This window comes from Promicromonospora noduliphila, assembly GCF_056951025.1.
The window spans coordinates 5,056,184-5,077,272 of sequence record NZ_CM167806.1; the positions used below are offsets into that span (position 1 = coordinate 5,056,184).

Annotated in this window: 16 protein-coding genes and 3 pseudogenes; 14 read left to right on the forward strand and 5 right to left on the reverse strand. The window is 74.3% G+C overall.

The window, feature by feature from the left end; translation table 11 throughout:
• Positions 1-26: 26 nt before the first annotated feature.
• The gene (locus tag AC0QU1_RS22040; protein ID WP_483572461.1) at positions 27-959 is read left to right on the forward strand and encodes a hypothetical protein; all 933 of its coding nucleotides are present in this window, start codon (positions 27-29) and stop codon (positions 957-959) included.
• Positions 956-2,140, forward strand: coding sequence for a glycosyltransferase (locus AC0QU1_RS22045; protein WP_483572463.1), 1,185 nt, complete (start codon positions 956-958; stop codon positions 2,138-2,140). The genes AC0QU1_RS22040 and AC0QU1_RS22045 overlap by 4 nt, the downstream gene beginning before the upstream one ends.
• Before the next feature lie 154 nt (positions 2,141-2,294).
• Here the strand turns inward: AC0QU1_RS22045 and AC0QU1_RS22050 are convergent, their stop codons facing one another.
• Positions 2,295-3,635 carry an Nramp family divalent metal transporter gene (locus AC0QU1_RS22050; protein ID WP_483572464.1) on the reverse strand — a complete coding sequence of 447 codons (1,341 nt, stop codon included), beginning with the start codon at positions 3,633-3,635 and terminating at the stop codon, positions 2,295-2,297.
• A gap of 279 nt (positions 3,636-3,914) precedes the next feature.
• Between AC0QU1_RS22050 and AC0QU1_RS22055 the strand changes: the two are divergent.
• Positions 3,915-4,952 (forward strand): annotated as a pseudogene (locus AC0QU1_RS22055) (gamma-glutamyltransferase); the annotation flags it as partial.
• Positions 4,953-5,207: 255 nt separating this feature from the next.
• On the opposite strand, the pseudogene AC0QU1_RS22060 reads toward AC0QU1_RS22055, so the two are convergent.
• Positions 5,208-5,324, reverse strand: a pseudogene (locus AC0QU1_RS22060) (hypothetical protein); the annotation flags it as partial.
• On the opposite strand from AC0QU1_RS22060, the pseudogene AC0QU1_RS22065 reads away from it, so the two are divergent.
• The 4 genes and pseudogenes from AC0QU1_RS22065 to AC0QU1_RS22080 form a co-directional block, all read left to right on the forward strand.
• Positions 5,286-5,513 (forward strand): annotated as a pseudogene (locus AC0QU1_RS22065) (gamma-glutamyltransferase); the annotation flags it as partial. The pseudogenes AC0QU1_RS22060 and AC0QU1_RS22065 sit on opposite strands and share 39 nt — an antisense overlap.
• A 3-nt stretch (positions 5,514-5,516) precedes the next feature.
• The gene (locus AC0QU1_RS22070; protein WP_483576777.1) at positions 5,517-6,098 is read left to right on the forward strand and encodes a gamma-glutamyltransferase; all 582 of its coding nucleotides are present in this window, start codon (positions 5,517-5,519) and stop codon (positions 6,096-6,098) included.
• A complete protein-coding gene (locus tag AC0QU1_RS22075; RefSeq protein ID WP_483572466.1) occupies positions 6,082-6,906 on the forward strand; it encodes a GntR family transcriptional regulator in 825 nt (274 codons plus the stop codon). The genes AC0QU1_RS22070 and AC0QU1_RS22075 overlap by 17 nt, the downstream gene beginning before the upstream one ends.
• An 81-nt stretch (positions 6,907-6,987) precedes the next feature.
• The gene (locus tag AC0QU1_RS22080) at positions 6,988-7,932 is read left to right on the forward strand and encodes a formylglycine-generating enzyme family protein (protein ID WP_483576779.1); all 945 of its coding nucleotides are present in this window, start codon (positions 6,988-6,990) and stop codon (positions 7,930-7,932) included.
• A 142-nt stretch (positions 7,933-8,074) separates the two neighbouring features.
• Here the strand turns inward: AC0QU1_RS22080 and AC0QU1_RS22085 are convergent, their stop codons facing one another.
• From AC0QU1_RS22085 to AC0QU1_RS22095, 3 genes are all read right to left on the reverse strand, one after another.
• Positions 8,075-8,338, reverse strand: coding sequence for a ribbon-helix-helix domain-containing protein (locus AC0QU1_RS22085; RefSeq protein WP_483572467.1), 264 nt, complete (start codon positions 8,336-8,338; stop codon positions 8,075-8,077).
• 63 nt (positions 8,339-8,401) lie between these two features.
• Positions 8,402-10,000 (reverse strand): amidohydrolase, encoded by a 1,599-nt coding sequence (locus AC0QU1_RS22090; protein ID WP_483572468.1) that lies wholly within the window; start codon positions 9,998-10,000, stop codon positions 8,402-8,404.
• Positions 9,997-10,836 (reverse strand): FMN-binding negative transcriptional regulator, encoded by an 840-nt coding sequence (locus tag AC0QU1_RS22095; RefSeq protein ID WP_483572470.1) that lies wholly within the window; start codon positions 10,834-10,836, stop codon positions 9,997-9,999. The genes AC0QU1_RS22090 and AC0QU1_RS22095 overlap by 4 nt, the downstream gene beginning before the upstream one ends.
• 199 nt (positions 10,837-11,035) lie before the next feature.
• Between AC0QU1_RS22095 and AC0QU1_RS22100 the strand changes: the two genes are divergently transcribed.
• The 7 genes from AC0QU1_RS22100 to AC0QU1_RS22130 all read left to right on the forward strand — a co-directional run bounded on the left by AC0QU1_RS22100 (position 11,036) and on the right by AC0QU1_RS22130 (position 21,079).
• On the forward strand, positions 11,036-12,703 hold the full coding sequence (locus AC0QU1_RS22100) for a peptide ABC transporter substrate-binding protein (protein ID WP_483572472.1): 1,668 nt from the start codon (positions 11,036-11,038) through the stop codon (positions 12,701-12,703).
• The gene (locus AC0QU1_RS22105; RefSeq protein ID WP_483572473.1) at positions 12,700-14,142 is read left to right on the forward strand and encodes a M14 family zinc carboxypeptidase; all 1,443 of its coding nucleotides are present in this window, start codon (positions 12,700-12,702) and stop codon (positions 14,140-14,142) included. The genes AC0QU1_RS22100 and AC0QU1_RS22105 overlap by 4 nt, the downstream gene beginning before the upstream one ends.
• A complete protein-coding gene (locus AC0QU1_RS22110; RefSeq protein WP_483572475.1) occupies positions 14,139-15,065 on the forward strand; it encodes an ABC transporter permease in 927 nt (308 codons plus the stop codon). The genes AC0QU1_RS22105 and AC0QU1_RS22110 overlap by 4 nt, the downstream gene beginning before the upstream one ends.
• Positions 15,058-15,984: an ABC transporter permease gene (locus AC0QU1_RS22115; protein WP_483572476.1), complete on the forward strand. Its 927-nt coding sequence runs from the start codon at positions 15,058-15,060 to the stop codon at positions 15,982-15,984. The genes AC0QU1_RS22110 and AC0QU1_RS22115 overlap by 8 nt, the downstream gene beginning before the upstream one ends.
• A 22-nt stretch (positions 15,985-16,006) precedes the next feature.
• Positions 16,007-16,588, forward strand: a complete 582-nt coding sequence (locus AC0QU1_RS22120) for a GbsR/MarR family transcriptional regulator (protein ID WP_483572477.1) — start codon at positions 16,007-16,009, stop codon at positions 16,586-16,588.
• Positions 16,585-18,255, forward strand: coding sequence for a dipeptide ABC transporter ATP-binding protein (locus tag AC0QU1_RS22125; RefSeq protein ID WP_483572479.1), 1,671 nt, complete (start codon positions 16,585-16,587; stop codon positions 18,253-18,255). The genes AC0QU1_RS22120 and AC0QU1_RS22125 overlap by 4 nt, the downstream gene beginning before the upstream one ends.
• A 64-nt stretch (positions 18,256-18,319) precedes the next feature.
• Positions 18,320-21,079, forward strand: coding sequence for an acyltransferase family protein (locus AC0QU1_RS22130; RefSeq protein ID WP_483572480.1), 2,760 nt, complete (start codon positions 18,320-18,322; stop codon positions 21,077-21,079).
• The last annotated feature ends 10 nt before the right edge of the window (positions 21,080-21,089 follow it).

Sequence of the window (21,089 nt, forward strand, 5' to 3'; positions counted from 1 at the left end):
GGCCGTCCTTACGAGACCGTGGACTCATGCCAGCCATAGCGGTCGCCCTCGCCGTGCTCGGTGCCGCGCTCTTCGCCGGTGCCGCCGTCCTGCAGCACCGTGAGGTCGCGGACCTGTACGGGGAGCCGCTCCCCCGTGAACGCATCCTGTCGCTGCGCCGGCTCAGCCGGATCGCCCGGCAGCCCGGCTGGCTGGCCGGGTTCGGGCTGGCCGGCGGCGGCACCATCGTGCACGCCATAGCGCTGGCCATCGCGCCGCTGCGGCTCGTCCAGCCGATCGGCGTGCTCGCCGTCCCGGTGGCGGTGCTGCTCTCCTCGCTGCGGCTGCGCCGCCCGCCCGGCCGCAACGTCCTTCTCGGCGTGGCGCTGACCATGGTCGGCGTCGCCGTCTTCGTGGCGGCATCGGTGAGCGCCACCTCGGGCAACCGGCCGCCGCCCGGATCCACCCTGCCGACGATCCTCATCGTCGGCAGTGTTGTGCTCGCCCTGGGCATCGGCGGCCTGGCGGTCGGCGGCTGGCTGCGCTGCGTCGCCTGCGCGACGGCGGGAGCCACCGCGTTCGGCCTGCTCTCCGCGCTGATGCGGGTCATCTTCCAGGAGCTCGGCGGCGGCACTCCCTGGTACGACCCGCAGGTGCTCGGCACGGGTGCCTGCGCCGTGGCCGCGATGGTCCTGGGCGGCTGGCTCGTGCAGCAGGCCTACCCGGCCGGCCCGCCGGAGGTCGTGGTCGCCTGCCTCACCGTCGTCGACCCGATCGTGGCCGTGCTTCTCGGCGCGCTGCTCCTCGGCGAGGGCGCCGACACGCCCCTCGCCACCTGGTTCCTCCTCGGTGGTGCGGCGCTCGCCGCTGCCGTGGGGGTCCTCGTCCTTGCAAGGCTCCACCCCGACGCCGTCGCGGCCCGCGAGGCGCGCAACACCCCTTCGAGACTTCCCGAACCATCGAGAGGTACAGCACAGTGAACCTGCCTGGTACTCCCCGCACGATCTTGATCGGCGCCGATACCTACCCGCCCGCCGTGAACGGCGCCGCCCGGTTCGCCGGAAGCCTCGCCACCGGCCTCGCCGCGCGGGGGTACAACGTGCACGTCGTGGCCCCGTCCCCGACCGGCCGCCGGGTACGCGAGGTGCGCGACGGCGTCGTGCTGCACGGGCTGCGTTCCGGCCGGTACCCGTCCCACCACAACCTGCAGATCACCCTGCCGTGGGAGACGCGCCGCGCGGTCGCGGAGATCCTCGACGAGGTGGAGCCCGACGTCGTGCACACCAACGGCAGCTTCATCGTGGGCCGCGCCCTGGTGGACGCCGCGCACCGCGCGAACCTGCCCATCGTGGCCACCAACCACCTGATGCCCGAGAACCTGGTCGGCTACCTGCTGGTGCCCAGCTCGATGCACCGGACCGTGGGCCGCTGGCTCTGGCAGGACATCGGCCGCGTCTACGCGAAGGCCGACGTCGTCACCGCCCCCACCCCGCGCGCCGTCGAGCTGCTCGGCCAGCACGCCGGGCTGAGCCACGCGGTCCCCGTGTCCAACGGCATCGACACCGAGCACTACACGACGACGGACCGCACGGGCCGCGCCGAGCCGACCGTCCTGTTCGTCGGCCGCCTGGACCAGGAGAAGCGGGTCGACGAGATCATCCGGGCCTTCGCCCTGCTCCCCGACGACCTGCCCGGACGGCTCGAGATCGTCGGCACCGGCGCGAAGGCCGACGAGTGGGCCGCGCTCGCCGCCGAGTCCGGCGTCGCGGGGCGCGTCCGCTTCCGCGGTTTCGTGCCGGACGACGAGCTGCTCACCGCCTACTCCGAGGCCGACGTGTTCTGCATGCCCGGCATCGCGGAGCTGCAGAGCCTGGTGACCCTCGAGGCGATGGCCTCGGGCCTGCCGGTGGTCGCGGCGGACGCGATGGCGCTGCCGCACCTCGTGCGCCCGGGCGTCAACGGCTGGCTCTACACCCCCGGCGACGTGCGCGAGCTCGCGAACCGCTTGAGCGACCTGCTGCTGGACGCGGACCTGCGCCACCGCATGGGCGCCCACAGCCGCGAGCTGGTCGCCGCGCACGCCGTGGACGGCACCCTCGACGCGTTCGTGGGCATCTACGAGAAGGTCCGCAGCATGCGCGACACGCCGGCCACGGCCTGACCGCCCAGCACCCCCGTACCTGACGCGGCACCGGAGCGGCCGCCGCCCGGACTCCGCCGTCGTCCGCCCGCCGCCTCGCTTCGAGACCGAGGTTCCTTGGCTTTGTGCGACTTCAAAGCCAAGGAACCTCGGTCTCGAAGCGGACGACGCCGGGTCAGCCGCCGAACAGCGGTGCGACCGCCTTGACCAGCTCGTTCCCGCCGAGGAACAGGAACATCGCGGCCACCAGCACCAGGATCACGTTGACCCACCAGCGGTTGCGCCACCGCTGCGGCACCGCCTTCGAGTTCATGAGGAACAGCAGGGTCAGCGCGAGGAACGGCATGAACAGCGAGCCCAGCGCGCCGTAGACCACGACGAGCAGGATCGGCCGGTCGAGGAACAGCAGCACCATCGGCGGGAACGTCAGCCACAGGATGTACGCCCGGTAGTAGGTGCCGCCGGCGCCGCGACGCCGGTCGTCGGCGGGCAGGTTGCGCTGGGTCGCCACGAAGTCCGCGAACATCAGCGACACGCCGTGCCAGACGCCGAGCACCGACGAGAACGTCGCGGCGAAGAAGCCCACCAGGAACAGCGGCGCCATGAACGCCCCGTAGCGCTGGGCCAGCACGTCGGCGACGTCGATGAGCCCCTCCTCGCCGTCGGCCACCGCAAGGCCCGCCGAGTACAGCAGCTCGGCACCCACGATCAGCATGGCCACCACGAAGACGCCCGACATGACGTACGCCCACGCGTTGTCGATCCGCATGACGCGCATCCAGCGGGGCGTGCTCCAGCCCTTCTCGGCGAGCCAGTAGCCGTAGGCGGCGAGCGTGATCGTGCCGCCGACGCCGCCCGCGAGGCCGAGCGTGTTCAGCACCGCGCCGTCGGGGATCATCGGCACCAGGCCGGCCGCGATCTGGCCGAGGTTGGGCGTCGTCAGGACCGCCGAGCCCACGACGGTGACGAACATGACGCCGATGAGCACGGCCATGACGTTCTCGAACGGCTTGTACTTGCCGAACCAGACCAGCAGCAGGCCGGCGACGCCGGAGAGCATCGCCCAGTACCGCACGTCCAGCCCCGGGAACAGGCCGTTCAGCGCGAGGCCGACGCCGGACATCGCGGCGGCGCCGTAGCTGAAGCCCCACACCACCACGTAGACGCCGAAGTAGACGACGGCCCACAGGCCGAGCGACTTCCACCCGTCGAAGATGGTGCGGCCGGTGGCGAGCGTCCAGCGCCCGGCGCCCTCGACCAGCGCGATCTTCACGACGACGCCCAGGATCACCGCCCACAGCAGCGCGTAGCCGTAGTTGCTGCCCGCGACCATCGTGGCCACGAGGTCTCCGGCGCCGATGCCGGTGGCCGCGACGACGAGCCCGGGGCCGATGATCCTCCAGCGCGCCCGCTCGGTTCCGTCGGGGCGGGCGTCGGACGTCTGGTCGGGCCCTGCGTCGGACGTCTGTGGATCGCCGGGCGCTCCTAGCGAAGTGACCTCATTGTCCTTTTCCATGGCGTGACTGTACCCAGGGTTTCACCCGCCAGGAAGGCATCGGCAGCGACAGGGCGGTTCCGCGCGACCGGACCATATTGCATACAGGCTGGTTGTCCGCCGGTTAGTTGTATGCAATCGTCCCCTGTCAGACCTTCCGGTACGCCTTCCGACGCCGCGGCCACGCGGCCCGCCCGACCCGACCACCGACCCGATCGCCGACAGTAAGCGAGCGTCATGACGTCCTTCACCCCGCCCGCCGCCTTCGCCACCCGCCCCGATCTGCGGGGCACGTTCGGGATGGTGGGCTCCACCCACTGGATCGCCACGGCGAGCGCCCAGGCCGTGCTCGAACGGGGCGGCAACGCCTTCGACGCGGTGGTGGCCGGCGCCTTCGTGCTGCACGTCGTGGAACCGCACCTCAACGGTCCGGGCGGGGACATGACCGGCGTCTTCGCCACCGCCGACGAGCCTGGCCGCCCGCGCGTGCTGATGGGCCAGGGGCCGGCGCCCGCCGGCGCGACCATCGAGCACTACCGGTCCGAGGGCCTCGACCTGGTCCCCGGCTCGGGGGCGCTGGCCGCCGCGGTGCCCGGCAGCGTCGACGCGTGGCTGCTGCTCCTGCGCGACCACGGCACGTGGGACCTCGCCGACGTGCTGGCCTACGCCATCGGGTACGCCCGCGACGGGCACCCGCTGCTCGACCGCGTCGTCGGCACCCTGAGCAGCGTCGCCGACCTGTTCCGCGACCACTGGCCCACCTCGGCCGCCCGCTGGCTGCCCGACGGCGAGGTGCCGGCCCCCGGCACGATCGTCACCAACCCGGAGTACGCCGACCTGCTCGACGCCGTCGTCGCCGGGGGCGTCGGGGCCGCGACCCGGGAGGAGGCCATCGACCGCGCCCGGGCCGCGTGGCGGGAGCGCGTGGGCGCCGCCGTGGAGGAGTTCGTCCGGACGCCCCACCGGCACTCCGACGGCGCCGACCACGCCGGCGTCATGACGGCCGCCGACGTCGCGGGCTTCGCGGCGTCCTACGAGGACGCGACGACCGTGACGTTCCGCGGGTACACGATCGCCAAGACGGGCGCGTGGGGGCAGGGGCCCGCGCTGCTGGCCACGCTGAAGATCCTGGAGGGCTACGACGACGACGCCCTGGACCCGGCCACGGAGCTCGGCGCGCACACGATCCTGGAGGCGCAGAAGCTGGCGCTGGCCGACCGCGACGTCTGGTACGGCGACGCCTGGCACGGCGATCCGGCGTCGGACGACGTGCCGCTCGCGTACCTGCTCAGCGAGGAGTACGCGGCCCGGCGCCGGGCGCTCATCACCGACACGGCGAGCCACGAGCTGCGGCCGGGCGAGGTGCCCGGGCGCCCGATGCCGCCCGTACCGCCGCTGCGCACCGAGTACGCGACGGACGCCCCGGCCGGGTCGCTGCCCGGCGCGCCGACGGGCGGCGCGGCGGCGGGGGTGGGCGAGCCGACGGTCTCGGTCGGGGTGGGCCAAGGGTATCCCGCCGGGGACGGCCCCGTGGCGGGCTCGGCTCGGCCGGGCCCGGCTCAGACTGGCGCGGCTCAGACTGGCCCGGCTCAAACTGGCTCCGCTCAAACTGGCCCTGCTCAGGCGGGCTCTGCTCAAACTGGTCCGGCCCGCGGCGCCGAGCCCGACTCCCCCGAGCACACGGGCGCCACCCGCGGCGACACCTGCCACATCGACGTCGTGGACCGCTGGGGCAACATGGTCTCGGCGACGCCGTCGGGCGGCTGGCTGCAGTCGTCGCCCACGGTGCCGGGCCTCGGCTTCTGCCTGGGCACGCGGCTGCAGATGACGTGGCTGGACGAGGCGTCGCCGTCGGCCCTGACGCCGGGGCGGCGGCCGCGCACCACGCTGACGCCCACGCTGGTGCTGCGGCCGCGCGAGGCTCCTTGCGGTGGTGGGGACGGCTTGCCGGACGGCGGGGAGGCCTCGCCGGGCGGGGACGGCTCGCCGGACGGGGACGGCTCGCCGGACGGCGCAGACGCCTCACTGGGTGGCGCGGATGCCTCACCGGGTGGCACGGATGCCTCACCGGGTGGCACGGACGCCTCACCGGGCGGCCCAGGCGCCTCGCGGGGCGGGCTCGAGCCTGTGCTCGCGCTCGGCTCGCCGGGCGGCGACCAGCAGGACCAGTGGCAGCTCCTGTTCCTGCTGCGCGTGCTGGTGGGCGGGTACACGCCCCAGCAGGCGATCGACGCGCCGGCCCTGCACACGACGTCGTTCCCCGGCTCGTTCTGGCCGCGCACCTGGACGCCGGGTGGGGCGGTCGTGGAGGACCGGCTCGGAAACGACGTCATCGCGGGGCTGGAGCGCCGCGGGCACGTCGTGACCCGGGCCGGCGACTGGGCGCTCGGCCGGCTGTCGGCCGTGACACGGGACCCGGCGACTGGCGTCCTGGGCGCTGCCGCGAACCCCAGAGGGGCGCAGGGATATGCGGCGGGACGCTGAGGTCGCACGTGAGGCGGTCGCCGTTCGCGAGGCTGGTGCCGCTCGCAAGCCGGATGGCGTTCGCGAGCCGGGGCGCCCAGGTGCGGACCGGCCGGCGTCGGTCCAGGACGCGATCCGGCGGGACATCATCGCCGGCGTGCTGACGCCCGGCGCCCGGGTCACCGAGGCGTCGCTGGCCCAGCGCTACGACGTCTCTCGGGTGCCGGTCCGGGAGGCGCTGCGCGGGCTGGAGAGCGAGGGGTTCATCGACTCGCGGCCGCACGTGGGCTCGCGGGTCGCGGCGATCCCCGTGCACGACGCCGACGACCTGTTCGCGGTGCGCGAGGCCCTTGAGGTCGCCACGGCCCGCAGCGCGGCCCGGCGCGCGGCGGCCCTCTACTCGGGCGACGAGAGCCCAGAGGACTGGTGGCGCATCCGCCGCCAGATCGCCGCCCTGCTCGACGCCGGGGACGCACACGTGGCCGCCGACGACCTCGACCCGCTGGTCGCGATCAACGACCGGATCCACATCGGGATCGCGGAGCTGAGCGGCAGCGCGACCATGACCCGGCTGCTGCGCCAGCTCTCGTGGAAGATCGAGTGGCTCTACGCCGCCGACAGTCAGTCGCGCGGCAAGCGCCTCTGGCCGGAGCACCGCCCGATCGTCGGCGCCATCGACGCCGGCGACGGCGAGCGGGCCGCGGTGCTGATGGCGGCGCACGTGCGGGAGTCGCGGATCGGCTACCTGCTGCGGTACGGCGTCACGACGCCGAGCTCGGACCCGGCGGTCGCGGCAGCGGTGGAGGAGCGCCGCATGGCGCAGGGCTGAGCCCCGGGCGGTTACCGTGGGACCGTGACGACGAGCGAGCAGACCGGGACAGGGCACGAGGGCTGTGGCTGCGGGTGCGGCATGCCGGGGCGGGAGGCCTTCGTCCAGCTCGGCACCCGGCCGGCCGACCCCGTGGCAGCGGGGCCGACGACCGGCAGGCACCGGATCGAGCAGGCGCTCGTCCCCGCCGGCACGTTCACGATGGGCGACTCCTCGGGCGACCGGAACCCCGCCGACGGCGAGACACCGCTGCACCAGGTGACCCTCGACGCCTTCCAGATCGACGCCACGACCGTCACCAACGCCGACTTCGCACGGTTCGTCGAGGACACCGGCTACCGCACCGAGGCCGAGACCTTCGGCTTCTCCGCCGTCTTCCACCTCGCCCTCGCGGCCGACCCCGGCGACATCATGGGCCAGGCCGACACCACCCCGTGGTGGCTCGGCGTCCGCGGCGCCGACTGGGCCCACCCCGGCGGCCCGCTCTCCGACCTCGACGGCCTCGACGACCACCCCGTGACCCACGTGAGCTGGAACGACGCCGTCGCCTACTGCGCATGGGCCGGCCGCCGCCTGCCCACGGAAGCCGAGTGGGAGTACGCCGCCCGCGGCGGCCTCGACGACACCAAGTACCCCTGGGGCGACGCCGAGGTGGACGACGGCGGCTGGCGCGCCAACATCTGGCAGGGCACCTTCCCGCAGGTCAACACCCTCGACGACGGCTGGCTCACCACCGCACCGGTGCGCACGTTCGAGCCGAACGGGTACGGCCTGTGGCAGCCCGTCGGCAACGTCTGGGAATGGTGCCAGGACTGGTTCGACCCGAACTACTACCGGCACTCCCCCGCGGCCAGCCCGGCGGGTCCCGAACGGGGCGACCTGCGCATCCTGCGCGGCGGCAGCTACCTGTGCCACATCTCGTACTGCAACCGGTACCGCAACTCGGCCCGCTCCTCGAACACCCCGGACTCCTCGATGGGCAACGCGGGCTTCCGCACGGTGGCACTCGCCAGCAACGCGGTGTGATCCTCAAGGGACTGCCGGGTAGCGAGTGCATCCCGGAGTTCCGTTGCTGAGAGTGGACCTTGTCAACTGTCAGCAACACGGTCCGCCGAGGGGCTTTCCCGGCCTAGCCCGGGTCAGGGCAGCAGGTCGAGATACTGGAGCTTCACGCGACGTGCGCCCAGGCACGTACTGCCGCCCGGATCGCCTCGGATCGGTTTGCCAGCCCCTCGGCCCTGGCCTGCCTGTCCAGCGCGGCGAGCGTCTTGGCATCAAGCCGAGCTGGCACCACCTCGCCCGGACCATCACCAGCGGGCGGGCGACCGCGACCGCGTAGCTTGGTCACGTCATAGCCAGCCTCGGCTTCGTCGGCCCACGCCCGGATCTGTTCCTCGCTCACCGCCCGTCCGCGGATCTTCCTGTCACTCATGTAAATATCGTATACGTAAAGAGAGGTCAGTCAACAGTGCGGTCCGCTCCGAACGCGCCGCTCTCAGAACTGCCGGTGCGTCCAGCGGCCCGCCAGCAGCGTGCCCGCGACCGGCAGGTTTCGTAGGGCGTCCGTACCGGCGCCCCCACCGCCCTCACCGGCACCGCCGTCCTCCGGTCCGACGGCGAGCGGGTCGGCATCCAGCACCACGAGATCCGCCGGGCCACCCACCGCCGGGACCAGCCCACGCCCGTCCGTCGAGGCCGCCAGCGCCGTGCGGAGCCCGATCCGCTGCTCCGGGTGCCACGGCGCGCGTCCGTCGCGGGACCGGCTGACCGCCGCCGCGATCGCTATCCACGGGTCCAGCGGCGCGACCGGCGCGTCCGAGCCGAGCGCGAGCACCGCGCCGGCGTCGGCCAGGGCACCGTACGGGAAGGCGCGACCGGTGCGGCCGGACCAGTGCCGGTCGGCGACGTCGCGGTCGTCCATGGCGTGCTCGGGCTGGACGGACGCGACCACGCCGAGCTCGGCGAACCGCGCCAGGTCGGCCGGATCGAGGAGCTGCGCGTGCTCGACCGACCCCCGCGCGCCCGTCGCGGCGAACGCGTCCAGCGCGAGGGTGTTGGCGCGGTCGCCGATCGCGTGGATCGCGCACCGCAGCCCGCCGTCGGCCGCGCGCCGCATGAGCGGGACCAGCTCGTCGGGCGGCACGGACAGGATGCCGTGGGCCTCTGGCCCGGTCAGGCCGGGGTACGGGTCGTGGCAGTAGGCGGTGCGGGTGTTGAGCGAGCCGTCGGTGACCACCTTGAACGGCCCCTGCTCCAGCAGGCCGCCCGTGCCGGGCAGCACGTCGCCGGTGCGCAGGCCCTGGGCCAGGACGTCGTCCAGCCAGGGCGTCCAGACGCCCGCCCGGATCCGCAGCGCGCCGAATCCGGCGTCGAACCTGCGGCGCCAGACGGGGAGGTTGTCGGTGATCTCCAGGTCCACCACGCCGACGACGCCCCGGGCAGCGGCGGCGGCCGCCGCATCAGCGGCCCAGGCGTCCGTCAGGTGGTCCGGCGCCCGGTCGACGACGGCGGCCAGCGGCAGCCACTCGCTCTCCCGCAGCACCCCGGTCGGATGCGAGTCGACGCCGACGAACCGCAGGCCCGCCGTGCTGAGCCAGGCGCAGTGCAGGTCGCCGGACACGAGGACCACCGGGACGGAGCCCGCGACGGCGTCGAGCAGCGCGGCGGTCGGGATGTCCGGCCACAGGCCGTCCCGGAACCCGTAGCCGACGAGCGCCGTGCCCGGCTCGGGCGGGTTGGTGTCGAGCCGGTCGCGCACGAGCGCTACGGCCTCGGCGGCCGAGCGCGCGCCCGACAGGTCGAGCCGACGCCGCACCAGCGCCCACTGCGTGAGGTGCACGTGCTTGTCCCAGAGGCCCGGCAGGACGACGCGACCGTCTAGGTCGACACGCTCGGCCCCGGCCCCGGCCTCGGCCTCGCCGGCCCGGCCCAGGCTGCCCGACGGCGCGACCGCCGCCACGCGCCCGTCCCGCACCAACAGGTCGACCAGCTCGGGGCTACCGCCGTCGAACGCGGGGTTGGTCGCTCCACCACCTCCTGATGGAGCGACCAGCCTGGCGCCGGTGAGGAGGAGGGGCTCGGCGGCGGGGGTCATGCGGCGCCGTCCGCCGGACCAGCGACCGCACCGTCGGCCGAACCGGCAACCGCGCCGCCCGCCGGACCAGCGACCGCACCGTCGGCCGAACCGGCGACCGCACCGTCCGCCGGACCGGCAACCACGCCGCGCGCGGCCGCCCCACCAGCCGAACCGGCAACCGCACCACCGCCCGAACCGCCGGCAACGCCCCCACCCGAACCCGCCGCCAACCGATCGAGCTCCGCCCGCATCTCCGCCGCGAGCGCCGGCTGCGCGTAGTGCGGGTCCGACCCGAGCGCCGTCACCACCCGCTCGGCGACAGCCCTGGGCTTGTCCTGGCTCAGCTTGGCCTTGCCCTGCCAGCGCACCACGCGCAGGCGGAACCCGGCCGCGCCCTTGGCGATGCGCCGGGCGTACTCCTCGACGCGGGGCAGCCGCACCGGGTCGGGCATCACCGACTCGTACCGGTCCACGGTGTCGGACAGGACCGTGTACGACTCCTCGGGGCCGAGCAGCTCGACGGTGCACCACAGGTGGACCGCCACGTAGTTCCAGGTGGGCACGGCGGGCGTCAGGTCGTACCAGCCGGGCGAGACGTAGCCGTGCGGGCCCTGCACGATCAGCAGCGACTCGCGGCCGCTGTCGAGCCCGTGCAGCACCTCGTCGGGCCGGCCGACGTGGCTGAGCAGGCTCATCGGTTCGCCCTGCGGGGTGTCCTCCAGCAGCACCGGCAGGTGGGAGGCGACGGGCGCGCCGTCGTCGGCCACCGAGACGAGGGTGGCCCAGCCGTGCTCGCGGACCAGGTCGCGCACGCGGGCTTCGTCCTGGATCTCGTAGTCGCGGGTGTCGATCACGGTGTCATCGAACCACTCCGCGGGCCCGTTCCGGGCGGGCCGCGTGTGACCGTCACGTAAAACTTTCATTTCCTTCTGAAACTTCATTGCCTTTCCCATTGACCGCGTTCGGCGGTCTCCGCTCAACTGTTCGGCACCCGAGCACCACCCACCGAGCACCACCCACAGTGCGCCAGAGGCGCTACCCCGTGGAGGAACCATGAACCCGAGACACCGGCACGTCGCCACGGCCGCGCTTCGACGACGACGCGGCCCCAGGACCGAGCCGCGCGTGCGGGCAGCGGCGCTCATGGCCGCCGCCCTCACGCTCGCCCTCAGCCTGTCCGCCTGCGGTTCGGCCGGCGCCGAGGACGGCGCCGCGACGTCCGGCGGCTCCATCAGCGTGGCCGTCACCGACCCCGTCCAGACCATCCCCGGCCGGCAGACCGTCGCCTACGACCTCAACATGGCCGTGTGGTCGCCCCTGACCTGGGTCGACGCCGACGGCGAGCTCACCTACGTGGCCGCAGAGTCCATCGAGTCCGACGACGCCACCACCTGGACCGTCACGCTGCGCGAGGGCTGGACCTTCCACGACGGCACGCCCGTCACCGCGCAGTCCTACGTGGACTCGTGGAACGCCGTCGCCTACGGCCCGGACGCCTTCGAGAACTCCGGCCAGCTCGCCGGCATAGCCGGGTACGACGACCTGAACCCGGCGCAGGGCGAACCGACCACCACCGAGATGTCGGGCCTGGAGGTGACGGGCGACCTGACATTCACCGTGACCCTGGACGGCCCCGACGGGCAGTTCCCGATGCAGGTCAGCCAGGCGCAGACCGCGATGTACCCGATGCCCGCCTCCGCGCTGGAGGACATGGACGCCTACAACGCCCACCCGATCGGGAACGGCCCGTTCGCCGTGGTCGACGACTACGTGGAGAACGAGCCCATCGAGACCGAGGCCTACGCCGACTACCAGGGCCCCGAGCCGACGGTCGACGCCATCACGTTCGTGCCGTACGCCGACGCCACCACCGCCTACACCGACGTCCAGGCGGGCAACATCGACGTCGCGAACGTCCCTGCGGCCCGGCTGCCCCAGGCCGCCGCCGACTTCGGCGACCGGCTCTACACGTTCGAGGCCCCCGGCATCTCGTACCTCGGGCTGCCGCTGTGGGACGAGCGGTACCAGGACGTGCGGGTGCGGCAGGCCATCTCCATGGCGATCGACCGCGAGACCATCTCCGAGGTGGTCTACGGCGGCCTCTACACGCCGGCCACCGCGTTCACCCCGGCGGTCGAGGCGGGCACCCCTGAGGGCATCTGCGGCGAGCTCTGCGAGTACGACCCCGAGGCCGCCAAGGCCCTGCTGGACGAGGCCGGCGGGTTCGACGGCACCATCGACATCTACTACCCGGGCGGCATCGGGCTCGACGAGCTGTACAAGGCCATCGCCAACCAGCTCCGGCAGAACCTGGGCGTCGAGGCCGTCGCCACGCCGAGCGCCGACTGGGCCGAGTTCTCCGAGAACCGCACCAACGGCGACATCGACGGGCCGTTCTTCTCCCGCTGGGGCGCCCTCTACCCCAGCCAGCAGAACACGCTGCGCTCGTTCTTCCTGGAGAACGGCGGCTGCCCCAACTGCATCCCGTACTACGAGGACGACGTCGCAGAGCTCATCGCGGCGGCCGACGCCGAGGCCGACCCCGCGGCGTCCGCCGAGGCCTACGCCGCGGTGCAGGAGCGCATCCTGGAGGACTTCCCGGCACCGCCGCTGTTCTTCGAGACGTACTCCTACGTCACCTCGGAGCGCGTGGCCGAGCTGCCCACGTCCGCCGTCGGCAACCCGACCTTCTCCGCCGTCGTGCTCGCCGAGGGCGCATGAGCGCACACGCCCTCGACGGCGCGGTCGATCCCGGCCTGCTCGACGACGTGCTCGACCGCGCCCGCGCGGTCCCGCCGGTCCGCGACTTCCCCACCGTCGACGCGCTCCTGGACTGGTTCGCGGCCCTGGCCGACGACCATCCGGGGCTGGTCCGACGGCGGCGCGTGGGGACGTCGCGGCTCGGGGAGCCCATCGAGATGTTCTCGGTGGGCGACGGACCGCGGCCGCACCTGCTGTTCGCGGGGGTGCACCCCAACGAACCGATCGGCTTCCGCACCCTGCAGCACCTGGCCGCCGAGCTGGTGGCCGACGCCGGGCTGCGCGCGGCCACGGACGCCACCTGGCACCTCGTGCCGTGCATCGACCCGGACGGCACCCGGCTCAACGAGTCCTGGTTCGGCGACCCCACCGACCGGGCCGCCTACGCGCGGGGCTTCTACCGCCCCGCGCCCACGGAGCAGGTCGAGTGGACGTTCCCGTTCGCGTACAAGGACGCCTACTTCGACGACGTGATCCCCGAGACCCAGGCGCTCATGCGCCTGATCGACGAGCTGCGGCCCGAGCTGATGGTCAGCCTGCACAACGCAGAGCTGGGCGGCGTCTACTACTACCTGAGCGAGGACCTGCCCGGCGCCGTCGGCCCGCTGCACGCCGTGGCGCACGCCCTGGGCCTGCCGCTGGACACGGGCGAGCCGGAGTCGCCGGCGCTGGAGCGGCTGGCGCCCGCGGTGTACCGCGCGGGGTCCAGCCGGGACGAGTACGACTACCTGGAGTCCCTTGGCCTCGATGCCGCGTCGATGGTCGGCGGCGAGGGGTCGGCGGAGTACGCCCGCCGGCACGGCACGGTCACGCTGATCGCGGAGCTGCCGTACTGGTCGCACCCGGCCGCCGACGACACGGCCGAGACGTCCGCCGACTACGCCGACGTCGTCCGGGCCAAGGCCGAGGCGCTCGTCGACCTCGGCGCCACCCTGACCCGCCTCCTGGAGGAGGCCCGGCCCGACCTCACGCTGCGCAGCCCGTTCCTGCGGGCGAGCGAGGCCTTCGTGCCGATGATGACGGCGACGGGCACCAGCGAGCTCACCCGCGCCGGCCGGCTCCCGGCGCGGCCCGCCACCGGCGCGGAGGTGTTCAGCAACGCCGAGGTCGTGCACATGTTCCGGACGCGCTTCGGCGGCATGCTGGTCCGGGCGCTGGCGGCCGAGGCCTCGGCCGGGCTCGCCACCGCCCGGCTGCACCGGGTGCACGAGCGCGCCAGGGCCCTGCACGACGCCTGGGTCGCCGACGCCCAGTCCCTCGCGGGCCTGGAACCGCTGCCGGTCGAGCGGCTGGTCGGCGTGCAGTACGGCGCCACGCTCGCGACGTCGCACGTGCTGGCCGCGCGCGGGCCCGCGCAAGCGGGCGGACGAGGGGGCGGACAAGGAGGCGGACGACGATGACCCGGCGCATCACCCGGCGCCTGGTGGACCTGGTCGTGGTCTTCCTCGGCGTCACGCTGATCATCTACCTCATGGTCTTCGCGCTGCCCGGTGACCCGATCGCCGCGCTCGGCGGGGACCGGCCGCTCGCGCCGAACGTGGTGGCGGAGCTGCGCGAGCGGTACCACCTGGACGAGCCCGTGCTGCAGCAGTACCTGCGCTACCTGGGCGGGCTGCTGCAGGGCGACCTCGGCACCACCTTCCAGGGCCAGCCGGTGGCCGACCGGATGGCGCTGCGCTGGCCCGTGACCATCACGCTGGCCCTGACCGCCTGGGGCATCGAGGTGCTGCTCGGCGTGCTGCTCGGCCTGGTCGCCGGGCTGCGCGCGGGCACGGTCACCGACCGGCTCGTCCTGGCCGGCACCGTGGTCGCCACGTCCGTCCCGGTGTTCGTCCTGGCGGTCTCCGCACAGCTCTGGCTCGGCGTCGAGCTCGCCTGGTTCCCCGTGGCGGGCACGGGCGCAGGCTGGCCGACGGCGTACCTGCTGCCCGCCGCGGTCGTCGCCGTGTTCGGGCTCGCCTCGGTGGCCCGGCTCATGCGCGGCTCCGTGGTGGACACCCTGCGCACCGACTTCGTGCGCACGCTGCGGGCCAAGGGCCTGCGCGAGCGGCAGGTGGTCGGGGTGCATGTGATGCGCAGCTCCGCGATGCCGGTGCTGACCTTCCTCGCGATCGACCTCGGGTACCTGCTGGGCGGCACCGTCGTCGTCGAGGGTGTGTTCAACCTGCCCGGCGTCGGGCAGCTCCTGTTCCAGGCGATCCGCGCCCACGAGGGGCCCACCATCGTGGGCGTCTCCACCGCGCTGATCATCGTGTTCCTGGTCACCAACCTGCTCGTCGACCTGCTCGCCTCCGTCCTCGACCCGAGGATCCGCCATGAGTGAACCCCTGACCGAGTCCCTCACCACCGCCCCGGCGGCCGGGCCGTCCGCGGCGGCCGCGCCGTCCGCCGTCGCGCGGCGCGGGGTGTGGCGCACGCTGCGCCGCCGTCCGCTGTTCTGGGTGTCCGCGGCCGTGCTCGCGGTGCTCGCCCTCGTCGCGCTGGTGCCATCGGCCTTCGCGGGCTGGTTCGGCCACCCCGACCCGCGAGCCTGCGACCTGGCCGCCAGCGCCCTGCCGCCCGGCGGCGGGCACGTGCTCGGCACGGACGTGCAGGGCTGCGACGTGTGGGCCAATGTCGTGTCCGGTACGCGCGCGTCCCTCACCGTCGGCCTGCTGTGCACGGCGGTGGCGCTGGCGGTCGCCCTCGTCGTCGGCACGCTGGCGGGCTACTACGGGGGCTGGCTCGACCGGGTGGTGGCGCGGCTGACCGACGTCTTCCTCGGGTTCCCGTTCCTGCTGGGCGCGGTGGTGGTGCTGACGTCGGTGGGCTCGCGGTCCGCCGTCAGCGTGGCCCTGGTGCTCGCCCTGTTCTCCTGGCCGACGATGGCCCGGCTCGTGCGCGGGTCGGTGCGGACCGTGCGGGACGCCCCCTACGTGGAGGCGGCCCGGGCGATGGGCCTGCCCGACCGGCGGATCATCGCGCGCTACGTGCTGCCGAACGCGCTCGGCCTCGTACTCGCCGTCGCGACGATCATGGTGGGCAGCGTCATCGTGGCCGAGTCCACGCTGACGTTCCTGGGGCTGGGGCTCAACGCGCCGTCGATCTCCTGGGGCCTGCAGCTCTCCAGCGCGCAGTCGTACTTCCAGACCTCGCCGCACATGCTGGTCGCGCCCGCCACGGTCCTGACGATCACGGTGCTGGCCATGATCACGCTCGGCGACGTGCTGCGCGACGTGCTCGACCCGAGGGGGCGGCCGTGAACGCGGCTCCTATGGTGGGTCCATGACCAGCCACGACCCCGCTGACCTGCCCACCGACCCGCCGGCCGGCAGGCCCACCGACCCGCCCGCCGCCCCGGGCGGCACGACCGGCGGCGCCGCCGGCGAGCCCGTGCTCGACGCCGCCGCCGAGCACTTCATCGAGCAGTTCGCCCTGACGTGGAGCCCGCGCATGGAGGGCCGGATCATCGCCCTCCTCATGATCATGGACCGGCCCTATCTGTCCTCGCAGCAGATCGCGCGGCTGCTCAAGGCGAGCGCCGGGGCGGTCTCCACCGGCACCCGGCGGCTGGCGGAGGCCGGGTTCATCAAGCGGCACTCGGTGCTCGGCGACCGGCACCACTACTTCCGCGTCGAGGACGACATCTGGGGCAGCTTCCTCGCCGGGGAACGCGCCTACCTGGCCCACCTGCGGAACGTGATCGACGACGGGCTCGCCATCGTCGGCGACGCCGACGGCCCGCACAAGCGCCTGGTCAACGCGCGCAACTACATGGAGTGGCTGGCCGGGTACCACCGCAAGATGCTCGCCGACTGGGAGGCGTACCGCGACGCCCAGCCCGCGGACGGAACAGGAGAACCATGACCGACCTCGCCCCCGACCGCGCGCACCGCACGCCCGTGCTGGAGGTCCGCGACCTCACCGTCTCGTTCCGCGTCGACGGCGGCCACGCGCCCGCCGTCCACGCCGTGCGCGGCGTGTCGTTCGACGTGCTGCCGGGCGAGGTGCTCGCCGTCGTGGGCGAGTCGGGCTCCGGCAAGAGCGTGACCTCCCTCGCCCTGCTGGGCCTGCTGGGCCGGCACGCCGTGGTGGGCGGCAGCGCGCGCCTCGGCGGCCCGGGACGGGAGCGGACCGAGCTGATCGGGCTCGACCGCCGGGCGCTGCAGGACGTGCGGGGGCGGCGGGTCGCGATGGTCTTCCAGGACTCGTCGGGCGCGCTGGACCCGGTGTTCACCATCGGCTTCCAGCTCGACGAGATGCTGCGGCGGCACGCGCCGGACCTGTCGCGCGCGCAGCGGCGGGACCGGGCGGTCGAGCTGCTGCGCCTGGTCGAGCTGCCCGACCCGGCGCAGCGGCTCCGGTTCTACCCGCACCAGCTCTCGGGCGGCCAGGCGCAGCGGGTGATGATCGCGATGGCGCTCGCCTGCGATCCAGAGGTGCTGCTCGCGGACGAGCCGACGACGGCGCTCGACGTCACCGTGCAGCGCGAGGTGCTGGACGTGCTGCGCCGGCTGCGCGAGCGCGTGTCGACGTCGATAGTGCTGATCACGCACGACATGGGCGTGGTGGCCGACCTGGCGGACCGCGTGGTCGTGATGCGCGGCGGCGAGGTGGTCGAGACCGCCCCGGTGCGGGACCTGTTCGCGGCGCCCCAGGCCGCCTACACGCGCGAGCTGCTGGCCGCCGTGCCCCGCGTGGGCACCCCGGAGCGGCCGAGCGGCGCCGACGACGCCGGCCGGCCCGCCCTCGCGTTCGACGACCTGGTGGTCGAGTACCGCGACCGGCAGGGCCGCGCGGTGCGCGCCGTGGACGGCGTCACGCTGAGCGTGCGGCCCGGCGAGATCGTCGCACTGGTCGGGGAGTCCGGGTCCGGCAAGTCCTCGATGGGTCGCTGCGCGCTCGGCCTGGCTCCGGTCACCTCGGGTTCCGTCGAGGTGGTGGGCACCCGGCCCGGCCACGACGCGCCGCGGACCGTCCGCGCGGCCCGGGCCCGGATCGGGGTCGTGTTCCAGAACCCGGCCGCCTCCCTCAACCCGCGGTACTCGATCGGCGAGTCGGTCGCCGAGCCGCTGCGGGTGCACGCCGGCCTGCGCGGACCGGAGCTCGAACGGCGTACGGCCGAGTTGCTGGAAAGCGTGGAGCTGCCTGCCACCTGGGTCTCCCGGTACCCGCACGAGCTCTCGGGCGGCCAGCTCCAGCGCGTGTCCATCGCCCGCGCGATCTCGCTGGGCCCCGACCTGCTCATCGCCGACGAGCCGACGTCGGCCCTCGACGTCTCCGTGCAGGCCACCGTGCTCGAGCTGTTCCGCCAGGTGCAGCAGACCCTCGGCTTCGCGTGCCTGTTCATCAGCCACGACCTCGCGGTGGTGGACGAACTCGCCGACCGCGTCGCCGTCCTGCACCGCGGCCAGCTGGTGGAGACGGGCGAACGGACCCGGGTGCTCGGCCGGCCGGAGCAGGAGTACACCCGGCGGCTGCTGGAGGCCGCGCCCGTGCCGGACCCGGTGGAGCAGGCGGCGCGCCGCGGGTGAATTCGAGACCTGCGCGTTATCAGCCCTCAACCTCCGCGTAAGAAGCCCCTCCTACATTCGGCGGGTGCCAGCCACCGGCGCCGCGACGGCGTCCCCTCCCGTGAGCGCCACCCCCTCCCGGCGTATCGGCGCCGTCGACGGACTGCGCGGCCTCGCCCTGACCCTCGTGGTCGCGTTCCACCTGTTCGGCCACGGGCGCGTCTCGGGCGGCGTGGACGTGTTCCTGCTGCTGTCCGGGTACTTCGCGACGAGCACGCTGCTGCGCCGGGCCGAGAGCGGCACCCTGCGGCTGTCCGCGCACTACGCGCGCATCCTCGCCCGGCTGCTGCCCGCCGCTGTGCTGGTCCTGGCCGCCGTCACGGTCGCGCTGCTCACGCTGGCGCCGCGCATGCGCTGGTCGTCGGTGCTGCGGGAGGTCGGCGCGTCGGCCACGTTCTGGGAGAACTGGGAGCTGGTGCGCGCCTCGCTCGCGTACGGCGCGGCCGGCCCGGGCGCGAGCCCGCTGCAGCACTTCTGGTCGCTGTCGGTGCAGGGCCAGTTCTTCCTCGTCTGGCCGCTGGTGGTGCTGGGCCTCGCCGTCGTGGCGCAGCGCCAGATGCGGACGCGCCGCACCCGCCTGACGCCCGCCCGCCTGGTCGGCGCCGCGACGGCCGTGCTAACCCTCACGTCGTTCGGCTATGCGCTGTGGCTGGTCGCCTGGGACCAGCCGGTCGCGTACTTCAGCACGTTCACCCGGTTCTGGGAGATCGGCGCGGGCGCGCTGCTCGCGCTCGCGCTCCGGTCCGGCCGGCGCCGGCCGGGCTGGGCACGGTGGCCGGGCTGGGCACGGTGGCGGGGCTCGGCGCGCCGGCCGGGCTGGGCACGGTGGCGGGGCTGGGCACGGTGGCGGGGCTCGGCGCGCCGGCCGGGCTGGGCACGGTGGCGGGGCTGGGCGGGATGGCGGGGTCCGGCCGGGTGGGTCGGGCTCGCCCTGGTCGTCGGCTCCGGCTTCCTGGTCGACGGCGCCCGCGTGTTCCCCGGCGTCTGGGCCCTCGTCCCCGTCGGTGGGGCAGCCCTCGTACTGCTCGCCACGGTCCCCGGCTCGCGGGTGCCGGACGGCGAGATCGCTCCCGGCCCGGCCCGCGCCCCCCGGTCCGCTTCGAGAACGGCCTCAGGTACGGAATCCGGCCCTCAGCGGCGCCCAAGGCCGTTCTCGAAGCGGACTCCGGTCAGCCCCGGGCCGACCGGAGGGCCCACCCGCGGCGTCGAACGCCTCCTCGACAGCGCTCCCCTGCGCTTCGGCGCGCGCATCTCGTACGCCCTGTACCTCTGGCACTGGCCGGTCCTGGTGTTCTGGCTCCTGACCACGGGCACCCAAGGCGTGGGACCGGTCGCGGCCACCGGGATCCTGGCGGTGTCGACGCTCCTCGCCTGGCTCACCACGCGGTACATCGCCGAGCCGCTGCTCGCCCGCGTCTCGGCCCGCCTGGCGGCCCGGCACATGCCGGCAGACCGACCGGCCCGCGGCACCGCCCCCGCCCACGACAGCACGCCCGCCCAGAACCCGACCCGCGCCCTCGTCCGTGCGGACGGCCCCGCGAACGGTCCCACGTCCGGCACAGGCTCGACGCCCGGCACAGGCCCCGCATCCGGCGTCACGAGCCCCACCGGCGACCTGGCCGGTGACGTGACGCACCGGCCCGCCACGCCGTCGGGCCGCCGGACCTTCGCGGTGCTGGCGGGTGCCGCCGTGCTGATCCTCGGCGGCACCCAGGCCGCCGCCACGGCGCACGACGTGACGGTGCAGCACGACGTCGCCGGGCTGCGCATGCCGTCGCCCGACCACCCGGGCGCCGCCGCGCTCACGGCCGCCGCGCCCCGCGCCGACGTGCTGCCGGAGGTGCCGTTCCGGCCCGCCACGTGGGTCGCGTACAACGACCATCCCGTCCGGCCGGGCTGCATCCAGAGCGGTGACGAGTCCGGGCTGCTGCAGTGCACGGTCATCGCCCCGCCCGACCCGGCCGCCGTCGTCTACCTCGCGGGAGCCTCGCACGAGCAGCAGTACGAGGAGGCGTTCGTCCGGCTCGCCCGCGAGCACGGCTGGGAGCTGCGCGAGGTGCTCAAGCACGGCTGCCGCCTGGCGACGTCGGGCGAGGGCAAGGAGTTCACGCCGACGTGTGCCACGTGGAACGAGCAGGCGCTGGCCGCGCTGGTCGAGGCCCGCCCGGACGCCGTCGTCGTGGTGGGCACGCGGACGTACGAGGACGGCTCGCCCGAGCGGGTCCTGCCGGGCCAGGTCGACGCGTGGCGGGTACTGGACGACGCCGGGATCCGGGTGGTGACCGTGCGCGACAACCCGCGCTTCGAGCGGTTCGTGCCCGAGTGCCTCGACAGCGTGGCCGACCCGGCGGCCTGCGGACGGCCCCGCGCGGAGCAGCTCGCCGCGACCTCGCCCGTGACGAGGGCGCCCGGGGTGCCTGGCACCGCCGTCCACCTGGACCTCAGCGACGCCATCTGCGGCCCGGAGGTGTGCGACGCCGTGGTCGGCAACGTGCTCGTCTACCGCGACGACGACCACCTGACCAACACGTACGTGCGCAGCCTCACGCCCGTCATCGGCCGGCAGCTCCGGGCGAGCGCGCCCTGGCTGTTCGACGGCGGGCGTGGCGACCGGCACAGCGACCAGCACGACGCCGGGCCCGGCGCCGGGCCCGGCGCGGCGAACCGTGCCGGGCCGGACGCCGGGGAGGAGCAGGCCGCCGAGGAGGGGCAGGCCGCCGGAACCGGCGCGGCGAGCGGCGCCGGACCCGAGGCCGAGGAGGGCCGGCCCGCCGGAGCCGGGTAACCTCTGCGGC

Coding starts and splice junctions, on each gene's coding strand:
- AC0QU1_RS22085 (WP_483572467.1), bottom strand. CDS start 8,338: ATGAGTGACAGGAAGATCCGCGGACGGGCGGTGAGCGAGGAACAGATC.
- AC0QU1_RS22100 (WP_483572472.1), top strand. CDS start 11,036: ATGAACCCGAGACACCGGCACGTCGCCACGGCCGCGCTTCGACGACGA.
- AC0QU1_RS22080 (WP_483576779.1), top strand. CDS start 6,988: ATGCCGGGGCGGGAGGCCTTCGTCCAGCTCGGCACCCGGCCGGCCGAC.
- AC0QU1_RS22110 (WP_483572475.1), top strand. CDS start 14,139: ATGACCCGGCGCATCACCCGGCGCCTGGTGGACCTGGTCGTGGTCTTC.
- AC0QU1_RS22040 (WP_483572461.1), top strand. CDS start 27: ATGCCAGCCATAGCGGTCGCCCTCGCCGTGCTCGGTGCCGCGCTCTTC.
- AC0QU1_RS22090 (WP_483572468.1), bottom strand. CDS start 10,000: ATGACCCCCGCCGCCGAGCCCCTCCTCCTCACCGGCGCCAGGCTGGTC.
- AC0QU1_RS22115 (WP_483572476.1), top strand. CDS start 15,058: ATGAGTGAACCCCTGACCGAGTCCCTCACCACCGCCCCGGCGGCCGGG.
- AC0QU1_RS22120 (WP_483572477.1), top strand. CDS start 16,007: ATGACCAGCCACGACCCCGCTGACCTGCCCACCGACCCGCCGGCCGGC.
- AC0QU1_RS22050 (WP_483572464.1), bottom strand. CDS start 3,635: ATGGAAAAGGACAATGAGGTCACTTCGCTAGGAGCGCCCGGCGATCCA.
- AC0QU1_RS22125 (WP_483572479.1), top strand. CDS start 16,585: ATGACCGACCTCGCCCCCGACCGCGCGCACCGCACGCCCGTGCTGGAG.
- AC0QU1_RS22105 (WP_483572473.1), top strand. CDS start 12,700: ATGAGCGCACACGCCCTCGACGGCGCGGTCGATCCCGGCCTGCTCGAC.
- AC0QU1_RS22075 (WP_483572466.1), top strand. CDS start 6,082: ATGCGGCGGGACGCTGAGGTCGCACGTGAGGCGGTCGCCGTTCGCGAG.